Annotated in this window: 11 protein-coding genes; 6 read left to right on the top strand and 5 right to left on the bottom strand. The window is 71.2% G+C overall.

Going from position 1 to position 12,274, the window contains the following annotated elements:
* Nucleotides 1-2 precede the first annotated feature (2 nt).
* On the top strand, nucleotides 3-1,418 hold the full coding sequence (locus CF8_RS10630) for a WS/DGAT/MGAT family O-acyltransferase (RefSeq protein WP_036492849.1): 1,416 nt from the start codon (nucleotides 3-5) through the stop codon (nucleotides 1,416-1,418).
* Here the strand turns inward: CF8_RS10630 and CF8_RS10625 are convergent.
* Nucleotides 1,381-2,280 (bottom strand): alpha/beta fold hydrolase, encoded by a 900-nt coding sequence (locus CF8_RS10625; RefSeq protein ID WP_010833120.1) that lies wholly within the window; start codon nucleotides 2,278-2,280, stop codon nucleotides 1,381-1,383. The two genes, CF8_RS10630 and CF8_RS10625, sit on opposite strands and share 38 nt — an antisense overlap.
* Nucleotides 2,281-2,330: 50 nt before the next feature.
* Here CF8_RS10625 and CF8_RS10620 point away from each other — a divergent pair, with 50 nt between their 5' ends.
* The 3 genes from CF8_RS10620 to CF8_RS10610 are packed head-to-tail and all read left to right on the top strand — an operon-like array spanning nucleotide 2,331 to nucleotide 6,978.
* Nucleotides 2,331-4,511 carry an acyl-CoA dehydrogenase gene (locus tag CF8_RS10620; protein ID WP_010833119.1) on the top strand — a complete coding sequence of 727 codons (2,181 nt, stop codon included), beginning with the start codon at nucleotides 2,331-2,333 and terminating at the stop codon, nucleotides 4,509-4,511.
* Nucleotides 4,508-5,815, top strand: a complete 1,308-nt coding sequence (locus tag CF8_RS23465; RefSeq protein ID WP_010833118.1) for an OB-fold domain-containing protein — start codon at nucleotides 4,508-4,510, stop codon at nucleotides 5,813-5,815. The genes CF8_RS10620 and CF8_RS23465 overlap by 4 nt, the downstream gene beginning before the upstream one ends.
* A complete protein-coding gene (locus CF8_RS10610) occupies nucleotides 5,812-6,978 on the top strand; it encodes a lipid-transfer protein (RefSeq protein ID WP_010833117.1) in 1,167 nt (388 codons plus the stop codon). The genes CF8_RS23465 and CF8_RS10610 overlap by 4 nt, the downstream gene beginning before the upstream one ends.
* Nucleotides 6,979-6,981: 3 nt before the next feature.
* Here the strand turns inward: CF8_RS10610 and CF8_RS10605 are convergent, their stop codons facing one another.
* Nucleotides 6,982-7,629: a response regulator gene (locus tag CF8_RS10605; protein ID WP_010833116.1), complete on the bottom strand. Its 648-nt coding sequence runs from the start codon at nucleotides 7,627-7,629 to the stop codon at nucleotides 6,982-6,984.
* Nucleotides 7,626-8,582 (bottom strand): sensor histidine kinase, encoded by a 957-nt coding sequence (locus CF8_RS10600; protein WP_010833115.1) that lies wholly within the window; start codon nucleotides 8,580-8,582, stop codon nucleotides 7,626-7,628. Before CF8_RS10600 ends, CF8_RS10605 begins: the two co-directional genes overlap by 4 nt.
* 167 nt (nucleotides 8,583-8,749) lie before the next feature.
* Here CF8_RS10600 and CF8_RS10595 point away from each other — a divergent pair, with 167 nt between their 5' ends.
* Both CF8_RS10595 and CF8_RS10590 read left to right on the top strand, forming a co-directional pair.
* Nucleotides 8,750-9,178, top strand: a complete 429-nt coding sequence (locus CF8_RS10595; RefSeq protein ID WP_036490729.1) for a hypothetical protein — start codon at nucleotides 8,750-8,752, stop codon at nucleotides 9,176-9,178.
* Nucleotides 9,169-10,710: a potassium/proton antiporter gene (locus CF8_RS10590; protein ID WP_010833113.1), complete on the top strand. Its 1,542-nt coding sequence runs from the start codon at nucleotides 9,169-9,171 to the stop codon at nucleotides 10,708-10,710. Before CF8_RS10595 ends, CF8_RS10590 begins: the two co-directional genes overlap by 10 nt.
* On the opposite strand, the gene CF8_RS10585 is transcribed toward CF8_RS10590, so the two are convergent.
* Together CF8_RS10585 and CF8_RS10580 are read right to left on the bottom strand one after the other, a co-directional pair.
* The gene (locus CF8_RS10585) at nucleotides 10,601-11,098 is read right to left on the bottom strand and encodes an AAA family ATPase (RefSeq protein ID WP_036490727.1); all 498 of its coding nucleotides are present in this window, start codon (nucleotides 11,096-11,098) and stop codon (nucleotides 10,601-10,603) included. The two genes, CF8_RS10590 and CF8_RS10585, sit on opposite strands and share 110 nt — an antisense overlap.
* Nucleotides 11,095-12,240, bottom strand: coding sequence for a glycosyltransferase 87 family protein (locus tag CF8_RS10580; protein ID WP_010833112.1), 1,146 nt, complete (start codon nucleotides 12,238-12,240; stop codon nucleotides 11,095-11,097). The genes CF8_RS10585 and CF8_RS10580 overlap by 4 nt, the downstream gene beginning before the upstream one ends.
* Between the last annotated feature and the right edge of the window lie 34 nt (nucleotides 12,241-12,274).

Genomic DNA, 12,274 nt, shown 5'->3' with positions numbered 1-12,274 from the left:
CCATGGATCGCCTCTCGGGCCTCGATGCCAGCTTCCTCTACCTCGAGTCGCCGGCCCAGCTCATGCACGTCTGCGGCCTGGTCATGGTCGACCCGGCCACCATCCCCGACGGCTACTCCTTCGCGGCGATGCGCGCCGGCATCGACGAGCGCGTGCGCGACGTCGCGCACTTCACGCGCAAGCTGAAGAAGGTGCCGATGCGCCTCGACCACCCCGTGTGGGTGCAGGACCAGGACTTCGACATCGACCGGCACGTCCACCGCCTCGGTCTGCCCCAACCGGGCGGGGACACCGAGCTCACCGAGCTCCTCGGCCACCTCGCCGGGATGCCGCTCGACCGCTCGCGCCCGCTGTGGGAGATGTGGGTGATCGAGGGCTGCGCCGACGACCGCGTCGCGATCTTCACCAAGATGCACCACGCCACGGTCGACGGCGTCTCCGGCAGCAACCTGCTCTCCCACCTCACCAGCCTCGAGGCCGGCTCCGAACCCCTCGGCATCGGCGGCAAGGGCACCTACGGCCACGCGCCCAGCGACCTCGGCCTCTTCGGTCGCGGACTCGTCAACCAGGTGACCCGCCCGCTCTCGATCCCGCGGTTGATCACCCCCTCGACGCAGATGGTCGCCGGTTCCCTCAACCGCGCCAGGAGGGGTACGGCGATGGCCGCGCCGTTCTCCGCGCCGCGCACCTCCTTCAACGGCACCATCACCGGCCACCGCGCCATCGCGATGTCGACGATGAGCCTGGACGACATCAAGGCGGTCAAGGAGGCCACCGGCTCGACGGTCAACGACGTGGTCATGGCCGTGACCGGAGGCGCGCTGCGTTCCTACCTCGCGGACCGCGGCGAGCTGCCCGCCACCTCGCTGCTGGCCACCGTGCCGGTCTCGGTGCGCTCGGTGTCGAAGCGCGAGAAGGGCGCCAACAAGGTCTCCGCCCTGTTCGCGCGGCTCGGCACCGACCTCGAGGACCCGCTCGAGCGGCTCGAGCAGCTGACCGCAGCCAACCGGCACGCCAAGGACCACCAGAAGGCGATCAGCGCCGACGCGCTGCAGGACTGGGCGGAGTTCGCGTCGCCCAACACGTTCGGCCTGGCCATGAGGGCCTACGCCGGCCTCCGGCTCGCCGAGAAGCACCCGGTCGTGCACAACCTCGTCGTGTCCAACGTGCCCGGCCCGCCGGTGCCGCTCTACTTCGTCGGCGCCCGCATCGAGGGCATGTTCGCCTTCGGGCCGGTCTTCCACGGCGCGGGGCTCAACATCACCGTGATGAGCAACAACGGCGAGATGCAGGTCGGGGTGATCGCCTGCCGCGAGTCCGTGGCCGACGTCGACGACCTCGCTCGGCGCTTCCCGGCCGAGCTCGCTGCGCTCAAGGAGCTCACCGACGCAGCTCGCCCCTCCGGGCCGCGACGGTGACGGCCGCCTCCACGAAGGCCGGCACGAACACCTCCGACTGGAGCACGCACGACGCATGTCCTGCCGCGATGTCGTGCACGGTCGCGCCCGGGATGCGGCGGGCCAGGGCGAGCTGACGGCCCGGCGGGATGACCTTGTCCTGCCGCGTCACCACGACGGCGGTGGGGACGTCGATGCGTGAGAGCCACGGCCGCGTGTGGTGCCGCCCCAGGGCGGCCAGCGCCTGACCGACGGCCCACGGGCTCGTACGGCGCAGCTCCGTGAGCGCCCACTCGTGGATGTCGCTCGGCGCCAGGTCGACGGCGCGCGCCGTACGCCGGGCGGCGTGGGTCAGGGTGCGAGAGCGCGACAGCCCGCGCAGGCCGAGCATGGTGAGGCCCATCGAGGCGTGGAAGCCCTTCTCCCACGGTGTCGCGCGGAAGTAGTCGGTCGTCGCGGCGAGCACCAGCCCCTCGATCGCGTGCGGGTGCTGGCGCCAGACGCGCTGCGCGATGATCGAGCCCATCGAGTAGCCCCCGACGATCGGGTGGCGCAGGCCGAGCACCTCGATCACCGCCGCCGCGTCGTCCGCGCAGTCGGCCAGGGAGAACTCCTCGGACTGGATGCCGCGTCCGTGCCAGCGCTGGTCCATCGTCACGACCCGGAAGTGACGCGACAGCGGTCCGATCGCGGGATACCAGCTCAGCAGCCCGGTCGTGCCGATGGCGTGCAGCAGCAGGATCGCGGGGGAGTCGGCCTCGGGTCCCGGTGTGTCCGTGACGTAGGTGGCGCCGCGTCCGGGGAGGTCGAGCATGTCGCCGTACGGGATCCGCGCGTAGGGCATGTAGACGCCCCGGCGGACGGCGTCGAGCGGGGAGAGCATGTCCGCTAGAGTAGAACAGGTTCTAGGTTTGCCGTCGTCGGAGGTCACCTGTGTCGGAAGAAGTGGATGCGGTAGCGGCTGTGGTCGCGGACGCAGTCGGGCGTTCGACGGACTGGGCAACGCTCGCCGGTTCCGGCCTGCTCTCGCTGGTCGTCCCGACCGACCACGGCGGTGAGGGCCTCGGCCTGGCCGAGCTCGCAGTCGTGCTGCGCGCGGTCGGACGCAGTGCCGTGCAGGTGCCGGTGTGGGAGACGTTGTGCGTCGGCGCACTCACGATCGCGGCGGCCGGCAGCGACGACCAGCAGAAGTCCCTGCTGCCCGGTGTCGCCAGCGGTGAGGTCGTCCTCGCCGCCGCCCTGCGCGAGGTCGGTCCGGGCTTCCCGGACGTGCCCGCGACGACCGTCTCCGGCGACCGGGTGACGGGTCGCAAGATCTCGGTGCAGTACGCCGATCGCGCGGCCATGCTCCTCGTCAGTGCCGTGACCGACGGCCGGCCGGTGGTGGGACTCGTCGACCCTCGCGCCGACGGCGTCACCCTCCTCGAGTCCGCGTCGAGCCGCGCGCTGCTCGACGGCGTTGTCGAGCACACCGTCGTCCTCGACGACGCACCGATCGACCTGCTGCCGGGCGCCGACGCCTTCCGCATCGCGCACGACAACGCGGTGGCCGGCCTCGTCGTGCTCGCCGCCGGGCTGCTCGCCGGAGCCCGCGACCTGACCGCCGACCACGTCAAGCAGCGCACCCAGTTCGGGCGGGCGCTGGCCGAGTTCCAGGCGGTGGCGATGCAGGTCGCCGACGTCTACATCGCCTCCCGCACCCTCGACCTCGCCGCCGACAACGCCGTCTGGCGGATCGCCAGCGGGCTCGACGTGCGCGACGACCTCGCGGTCGCGGCCTACTGGACGTGCGCCGAGGCGCCGGCCGCGATCCACACCTGCCACCACCTGCACGGCGGCACGGGCGTCGACGAGGCCTATCCGCTGCACCACCACTACTCGTGGCTGACCGACATCACGCACGCGCTCGGCGGGCCCGCAGGCACGCTGCGGCTGGTCGCGATCGAGTCGGCGGAGGCGAAGAACCTCGAGCTCACCGCGTCGCAGCGCGCGCTCAAGGCCGAGCTGCGTGCCTACTTCACGGGCCTGGTGTCCGACGCGGAGCGCACCGAGATGGCGCGCGAGCGGCACGGAGCGACGTACGAGAAGACGATCCGGCAGATGGGTGCGGACGGCTGGATGGGCGTCGGCTGGCCGGAGGCGTACGGCGGTCGCGGGCTCGGCGAGGTCGAGCAGACGATCTTCGCCAACGAGGCGCAGCGCGCCGACGTGCACCTGCCCGCGGTGACCCTGCAGACCGTCGGGCCGACGCTGCAGAAGCACGGGACGCCCAAGCAGAAGGAGCTCTTCCTCGAGCGCATCCTGGCGGGCGACGTGCACTTCGCGATCGGCTACTCCGAGCCCGACGCCGGCACCGACCTCGCGTCGCTGCGCACGACCGCGAGGCGGGACGGCGACCACTACGTCGTCAACGGGCAGAAGATCTTCACCACCGGTGGCCACCAGGCCGACTACGTCTGGCTCGCGGTGCGCACCGACCCCGATGCGCCCAAGCACAAGGGCATCTCGATCCTGATCGTCGACACGACCGATCCCGGCTACTCCTGGACGCCGATCATCACCGTCGACGGTGCCCACCACACCAACGCGACCTACTACTCCGACGTGCGCGTCCCCGTCGACATGCTCGTCGGCGAGGAGAACGCCGGCTGGAAGCTGATCACCACCCAGCTCAACCACGAGCGGGTCATGCTCGGCCCCGCCGGCCGGCTCGAGGGCCTGCGCGACCGCGTCGCGTCGTGGGCAGCCGACCGGGGAGTGCTGGAGCTGCCGGACGTACAGGCGGCCCTGGGCGAGGTGACGGCGATCTTCCGGGTCAACGAGCTGCTCAACTGGGAGGTCGCACGGGCGGCTGCCGACGGCGAGATCAGCGTCGCCGACGCGTCGTCGTCCAAGGTGTTCGCCTCCGAGCAGGTGCAGCACGTCGGACGCGTGCTGGCCGACGTCGTCGCGCGCCACGGCGACCCCAGCGATCCCGACACCGCGTCGCTGGTCAGCCACCTCGACGGGCAGGCCAAGCGCAACCTCGTCATCACGTTCGGCGGGGGAGTCAACGAGGTGCAGCGCGAGCTGATCGCGATGTTCGGCCTCGGCCTGCCGCGGGTGCCGCGATGACGCACGAGGAGATCATGGCCCGCGTCGACGAGCTGGTCGCGGCGGGCGAGACGTCCCCGCGCGAGGCGCTCGACGAGGTCAACCTGCCGATGATCCGGCACTGGGCCGAGGCGATGGGCGACACCAACCCGCTGTGGCGCAGTGTCGCGCCGCCGGCGATGACCCAGGTCTGGACGATGTACGGGCTCGACCCGCACCGGCCGGCCGGTGACCCGCTGCACGCCACGATGAAGCTGCTCGACGAGGCCGGCTTCACCTCGGTCCTCGGCACCAACTGCGACCAGACCTATGCCCGCCACCTCGTGCCCGGCGAGCGACCCGCGATCACGACCCGGCTCGAGTCGGTCGTCGGGCCGAAGCGGACCGGCGTCGGTGAGGGCTACTTCGTGACGACCCAGAACACCTGGTGGGTCGCTGCCCCTGACGGGCGGAAAGAGCCGGTCGCGACGATGACGTTCCGGGTGCTGAAGTTCAAGCCCGGTGCTCGGGTCGATCCCACGCAGACCGTGCGCCCGGTGGTCAACCGCGACACCGCCTTCTTCTTCGAGGGTACGGCGCTGGGCGAGCTCCGCATCCAGACCTGCAACGCCTGCGGGGTGCTGCGCCACCCGCCCGGTCCCGTGTGCCCCGACTGCCACGCGATGGACCGCGGCCACGTCGTCGCCAGCGGCCGCGGGACGGTCTTCTCGTTCCTGGTCCACCATGCACCGCAAGTGCCGGGCAAGACGCTGCCGCTGCCGCTCGCGCTGGTCGAGCTCGAGGAGGGAGTGCGGATGGTCGGTGCGGTCCGCGGTGAGGGACTCGAGATCGGCGCGCCGGTGCAGGTCGTGTTCGACCGGATCGACGACGACCTGACGCTGGCGTCGTGGAGCACCCGCGATCCGTCATACGGACCGGAAGAGATGGGTGCGGATTCGGATGACGGACCCGACCTCCCGGTCGCGGCCATCCCCGTCACCCCGACCCTCGTCGTCTCGACGGCGCTGGCCACTCGCGACTTCCAGGACGTCCACCACGACCGTGACCTGGCCGTCCAGCGGGGCTCCAAGGACATCTTCCTCAACATCCTGACCACCACCGGCCTCGTGCAGAAGTACGTCGCCGACTGGGCGCGCGAGGAGGGCCTTCCCGACGCCCGCATCACTGCCTGTGCGCTGCGGCTGGGGGCGCCGGCCCACCCGGGCGACACGCTCGAGCTCACCGGCACCATCGCATCGCGCACCGACGCCGAGATCGTCGTCGACGTCGTGGGAGCCGTGTCGTCGGGCGACCACGTGACCGCGCGAGTGACGGTGCAGCTGTGATCGCCTTCAGCGGCGCGGCCGCGGTCGCCGGCATCGGCGCCACCGAGTTCTCCAAGGCGTCCGGACGTTCCGAGCTCCAGCTCTCCTGCGAGGCGACGCTCGCCGCGCTGGCCGACGCCGGTCTGGCGCCCGCCGACGTCGACGGGCTGGTCACCTTCACGATGGACAGCTCGTCGGAGATCTCGCTGGCCCGCGAGCTCGGGATGGGGGAGCTGTCCTTCTTCTCCCGGATCAACTACGGCGGCGGTGCAGCCTGCGCGACGGTCCAGCAGGCCGCGATGGCGGTCGCGACCGGGATGGCGACCACCGTCGTCGCCTACCGCGGCTTCAACGAGCGCTCCGGCGACCGCTTCGGCCAGGTGTCGCTAGGGGCGGCCGCCCAGGTCAACACCAACGGCCTCGACAACGCCTGGACCTATCCGCACGGCCTCTCCACCCCGGCCGCCACGGTGGCGATGCAGGCGCGGCGCTACATGCACGAGTACGGCGCCACCTCGGCCGACTTCGGCCGCGTGGCCGTCGCCGACCGGCGCCACGCCGCGACCAACCCGGCCGCGTTCTTCCACGAGCGCCCGATCACGCTGGCCGACCACCAGGCCTCCCGGCTGATCGCCGACCCGCTCCGGCTGCTCGACTGCTGCCAGGAGAGCGACGGCGCCGTCGCGGTCGTCGTCACGACGACCGAGCGCGCTCGTGACCTGGCGGCGGGCGCCGTACCCGTCGTCGCGGCAGCGCAGGGGAGCGGCGCCGACCAGTTCGTGATGACGTCCTACTACCGCGACGACATCGGGATCCCGGAGATCGGTGTCGTCGGACGCGCGCTGTGGCAGCAGTCGGGGCTCACCCCGGCCGACATCGCGACCGCCGTGCTCTACGACCACTTCACGCCGTACGTCCTGATGCAGCTCGAGGAGCTCGGTTTCTGCGGCCGCGGCGAGGCACCCGGCTTCATCGTCGACGGCGCGATCGAGCTCGGTGGGCGGCTGCCGATCAACACCCACGGCGGCCAGCTCGGCGAGGCCTACCTCCACGGCATGAACGGGATCGCCGAGGGCGTGCGCCAGGCGCGCGGCACCTCGGTCAACCAGGTCGAGGGTGCCGAGCACGTGCTCGTCACCGCCGGCACGGGCGTGCCGACGAGCGGGCTGATCCTCGGCCGCTGATCCTCAGGGCTCGATCAGGCCGACCCGCACGGCATACCGCGTCAGCTCGGTGCGATCGCGCATCCCCAGCTTCGACAAGACGTTCTCCCGGTGCCGATCGACGGTCTTGACGCTGATGGTCAGCAGGCGCGCGATGTCGCGCGAGGAGTTGCCCTCCGCGATCAGCTTGACGACTTCGTCCTCTCGCGGCGTGAGCACGGCACGGGGAAGCCGCTCCCCACGGCGCAACCGCTCGAGGTAGTCGCGCACCAAGGCGCTCTCGGCTCCGGGGTAGAGGAACGACTCGCCGCGCACCGCGGCCCGACAGGCATCGAGGAGATCGCGGTCGGCCACCGACTTGAGGACGTAGCCGCAGGCGCCGACCTTGAGCGACTCGAAGAAGTACTGCTCGTTGTCATGCATCGAGAGCATCAATAGCTTCGGCGGATCCGCTCTCCGGCTGATCTCGCGGGCCGCCTGGAGCCCGGTCATCCGGGGCATGGCGACGTCGAGGATCGCGAGGTCGATCTGCTCGTCCCGGACCGCCTGGATCGCCTCGTGGCCGTCGCTGGCTTCGACCACGACCTCGAAGTCGGGCTGCTGGTCGAGGATCATCCGGACCCCGCGGCGCACCAGCGCATGGTCGTCGGCGAGCAGCACGCGTGTGGTCATGCCGGATCCACCGGGACCCGTAGTGTGATCACGGTGCCACCACCTTCGCGGCGCGTGAGGCTGAGGCGTCCACCGACCAGGGAGGCGCGCTCGCGCATGCCCCGCAGGCCGGTGCCGTCCGCGTCAGCAGGCAGGCCGCGACCGTCGTCAGTGACGCGGAGCTCCACCTCCTGACCCACGATCCCGAGGCTGACCTCGACAGTGTCGGCCTCGGCGTGCCTGGCCACATTGGTCAGCGCCTCCTGGGCAACCCGGAAGACGACCAGCTCGACGTCGTCGGGCAGGTCGGGCAGCCCGGGCATGATCCCGCGGCGCACGTGGGTCCGGGTCGCGCCGAAGAGATCCTGGGACAGGGCTGCGAGTGCGCTGCGCAGCCCGAGGTCCTCCAGCACGTGTGGGCGCAGGGTGCGTGCGACCGAGCGCACCTCGTCCAAGCTGGCCCGCACGCCCTCGCGGACCCGGTCGAGCGGCGGTGCGGTCACCGACTCCGAGACGAGCTTGAGCTCGAGCAGCACCGCAGTCAGCGACTGGCCGACTCCGTCATGGAGTTCCTGCGCGATCCGGGACCGTTCCGACTCCTGGGCGGCCAGGGCGGCAGCGGCATTCGACCGCTGCGCCTCGTCGATCCGGTCGAGGAGGTCGTTGACCGCCAGCGAGACTCGCCGCGCCAACCGAGAGGAAGGTACCGGCACCCGCGTCGCCGGGGCAGACGACTCAGCTTGCGCCAAGTGGTGGATCAGCCTGTCGAGGGGGCGCAGCGAGCGGCGTACCAACATCGAGTTGGCCACGATCATCACCGTCAGGCCCACGAGCAACACCACCAGCTCGGACAGGACCGGGCGGCTGGAGACGGTGGCGGGCGACAGGGCAAGCACAGCGGTGCCTGCGGCAAAGAGCAGCCCGTTGATCAAGATCACGCGAGAGGACAGCGAGAGATCATCGGCATGCACCATGCCGCCACCTTCACGCACCCGTCCGCACCTGTCCACGTCATCGGGCTCCTGCAGGCGAATGTGGGTGACAGACCCCATGTGGTGGCAGGTGCGGGCGCCGCAGACTGGTGGTGCGGGTCCTACCCGATGCGCTCGGGCGGGACCCGACCAAGTCTGAGGAGGATTGCGTGGAGCTCATTCTCGTTGCGGGTTCGATCGCGGCCGCGCTGGTCGTCGCCGTGATCCTCTCCGTCTTCGGAGGCCGCGAGCCTCGCCCGACCGGCCCGCAACACCGGCTCGTGGTCGCCACTGCCACCACGCTCGACGGCGTGACCGCGCACCTGCAGGCGTCCTTCCTGCAGACGGTGACCGACGCCGCGACCGCCGGTCGTGACGTCGACGAACTCGTCGAGGCCGAGCTCGAGTGGAGCCTGCGCCACCTGATCGGAGCGCGCGCCGTCGCCGAGCTCCCGGCCACTGGTGAGTCGGTTGACGAACTGCTGAGCGCGCCTCTCGCTGGAGTTCGGATTGACTACGTGACGGTGGAGTCGGCCGACGTGGTCGTCTCGCCGGAGCTGCGTCGTCTGGTCCGGGCCGGGCCCGACAGATGGACCTGAACACATCGATCCTCGCCGGCAGCCTGGTCCTGCTCGTCGGAGTAGCCGCCGTCCGCGTATCGACCCGCATCGGCCTGCCCAGCCTGCTGCTCTACCTGGTCATCGGACTGGTGCTCGGCGAGTCCGGGCTCGGCTTCGGCTTCGAGGACGCCGAGCTGACGATGATCCTCGGCACCATCGCGCTGGCGATGATCCTGGCCGAGGGCGGGTTCAGCACCCGCTGGGACGTGATCCGCCCGGTCGTCGGGCTGTCGGGTCTGCTGGCGACGGCCGGCGTCGCGATCTCGGTGGCGATCACCGCCACGATCGCCTACTGGGCCCTCGAGGTCGACGTGCGTACGGCGCTGCTGCTGGGCGCAGTCGTCGGCTCGACCGACGCGGCGGCGACCTTTGCGATCATGCGACGACTCCCACTCGCACCGCGGATCCGCGCCACGCTGGAGGCCGAATCGGGCTTCAACGACCCGCCGGTGATCATCCTGGTTTCCGTCGTGGCCAGCGACGCATGGCACCAGGCCTCCGGCTGGCAGATCCTGGGGCTGGTCGTCTTCCAGCTCGTGGGCGGTGTGCTGATCGGCGTCGGAGTTGCTTTCCTCGGTCAGCGGATCCTGGCGTCCAGTGCTCTCCCGGCGGTGGGGCTCTACCCGCTCGCGACGCTCGCCATCATGTTCCTCGCGTTCGCCGTCGCCGGCCTCCTCGGCGTGAGCGGCCTGATGGCCATCTATGTCGCCGGGATGTGGCTCGGCAATGCCAAGCTGCCGCACCGGCAGGCGACGGCCGGCTTCGCCGACGGCCTCGGCTGGGTGGCCCAGATCGGGCTGTTCGTGCTCCTCGGGTTGCTTGCCAGCCCGACGCGATTGCCCGACGCGTTGCTGCCCGCCGCGATCGTCGGGATCGGCCTGACCCTCGTTGCGCGGCCGATCTCCGTCGTCGCGTGCGCCATCTGGTGGCGGGTGCCCTGGCGACACCAGATGTTCCTGTCCTGGGCCGGTCTCCGCGGCGCCGTACCCATCGTGGTGGCGACCATCCCCGTCAGCGAGGGGCTGCCTGCGGCACACCGTGTCTTCGACATCGTCTTCGTGCTGGTCATCACGTTCGTGCTCATCCAGGCGCCGTTGCTGCCGCGGCTCGCGCGCTGGAGTGGGTTGATGGTCGAGCGGGCCGACGAGCTGGCCGTCGAGTCGGCGCCGCTGGAGAAGCTGGGCGCGAGCGTGTTGCAGTTCGAGGTGCCGCAGGGCTCGCGGTTGCATGGTGTGTTCGTCGACGATTTGCGACTGTCGGAGCACGTCGTCCTCGCCTTCGTCGCTCGCGAGGGAGGGGTCGTGGCAGCGGGCCCGCACCTGTCATTGCGACACGGCGACCATCTGTTGCTCGCGGTCCCGGACGCGGTGCGCGACGCGACTGAGGGCCGTTTGCAGGCGATCAGTCGCGGAGGTCGGCTGGCGGTGTGGAACAGCCCGTTGTCGAGCGAGCCGTATCCACCGTCTCGGTCTCGACCGGCCACGGTGCCCACGTCCCGCGCAGCTCGATGACGCGCTCCCACGGCACGACTCGGAGCTCGTGCTCACGGGTCTCGAGCCGTTCCCGGTGGAGGGTCTCGTCGCTGCACTCGACGTGAATCACCCGGAGCTCCACGCCGTGGTCCGCCGCCAGGTCGAGCCACGCCTGCCGAGCGTCGGGGTGGTGGTTGACGGCGTCGGCGACCACCGTGTGGCCCAGGGCGAGCTGCGCGTCGACGAGACGGTTCGCGACGGCGTACGCCGCCAGGCCGGTCGGCTGGGAAGCATCGACCCCGGCGTCGTGGAGACCGCGCTCGATGGTGTCCACCGAGACGACCGCGCAGCCGAGCTCGCCGGCGAGCTGCGCCGCGATGGTGCTCTTGCCACTCCCGGGCAGCCCGGTCATCACGATCAGCGTCACGCCCGAGACGCTAGCCGCTCCGGGACGTCATGGGCGCTGGTCGCCCGGGCGACCGGTCGCCATGACGTCCGCCCCACGACGGCCAGCCAAGCAAGTGCCCCCCAGACGTAGGCGTCGCCGGGCAGGTGCGCCCAGGTCCAGCCGAGCTCGGAGTCGTGCCCCCGGGGCACCCAGAGGTGGGGAGCCGCGACGAACAGGGCGGCCCACAGGAGGGCAGGGAGCAGACCCGCACGCCGCAGGAGCACGACGCCCAGGGGGATGCACCAGACCCAGTGGTGGCTCCACGAGACAGGGGAGGCGAGCAGCGACGCGAGCCCGGTCGCACTCACGGCACCCAGCGTGTCGCCCCGCAGGAACAGCAAGCGGGCCAGCCACAGGAGCAGCAGTACCAAGACGGAGGCCAGCACGAACCAGGCCGGTCGGACCCACGCGGCGTCGCCTCCGAGCCGGGCCAGGACGCCCATGACCGACTGGTTGCCGGCGAACCACGACGCCCCGATGCGTTCGGCGTCAGGCAGCACGGAGGTCCAGAACCGCAGGCCGTCGCCGGGCAGCAGCACGATCGGCACCATCACCGTCGCGGCGAAGACCGCGGCCATGACGCCGGCCGCGCGCCACTGGCGGGTCACGACGAGATAGCCCAAGAATACCAGCGGCGTCAGCTTGAGCCCGGCCGCGATGCCGGTGAGCACGCCCCGCCAGCGGGACGTCGGGCCGACGAGATCAGCGAGCACGAGCGCGAGCAGGAGCAGGTTGACCTGGCCGAAGTGCTGGGTCATCCACACCGGCTCGAGCACGGCCGAGGCCGGTGCGACCAGCAGCAGCCAGCGGGTGGCGAGCCCGCAGCGGTGCCACACGACGACGAGCGCCAGCGCCGAGAGCAGCGGCAGCACCAGCTCGGCCAGCGTCGCGGGCAGCACCGCCAGCGGCACCATGACGAGCGCCGCGAACGGCGGATAGGTGAACGGTAGGTCGCCGTACGGCTGGGCATAGACCGAGGCCCCGTCGAGCAGCCGCTGGGAGCCGGCGCGATAGACCGACAGGTCGAGCTGCCCGCCCGGTCGAGCCGCGAGGTGCACCAGGGTGACCATCCAGGTCACCGCGACGGCGAGCCCGAGATCACGACGGACAGGTGGCGGCACGCCCGGACGCTAGGGCAACCGGATGAACGCCACC

This window comes from Nocardioides sp. CF8 (genome assembly GCF_000389985.1).
In the GTDB taxonomy this organism is placed as follows: Bacteria; Actinomycetota; Actinomycetes; order Propionibacteriales; family Nocardioidaceae; genus Nocardioides; species Nocardioides allogilvus.
The sequence above is the reverse complement of the archived record's forward strand: the minus strand, read 5'-3'. Positions and strand labels throughout refer to the sequence as shown.

Bases quoted from the DNA above. Each gene is read 5' to 3' on its own strand.
- CF8_RS10630 (WP_036492849.1), top strand. From the start codon at position 3: ATGGATCGCCTCTCGGGCCTCGATGCCAGCTTCCTCTACCTCGAGTCG.
- CF8_RS10625 (WP_010833120.1), bottom strand. From the start codon at position 2,280: ATGCTCTCCCCGCTCGACGCCGTCCGCCGGGGCGTCTACATGCCCTAC.
- CF8_RS23465 (WP_010833118.1), top strand. From the start codon at position 4,508: ATGACGCACGAGGAGATCATGGCCCGCGTCGACGAGCTGGTCGCGGCG.
- CF8_RS10605 (WP_010833116.1), bottom strand. From the start codon at position 7,629: ATGACCACACGCGTGCTGCTCGCCGACGACCATGCGCTGGTGCGCCGC.
- CF8_RS10600 (WP_010833115.1), bottom strand. From the start codon at position 8,582: ATGGTGCATGCCGATGATCTCTCGCTGTCCTCTCGCGTGATCTTGATC.
- CF8_RS10590 (WP_010833113.1), top strand. From the start codon at position 9,169: ATGGACCTGAACACATCGATCCTCGCCGGCAGCCTGGTCCTGCTCGTC.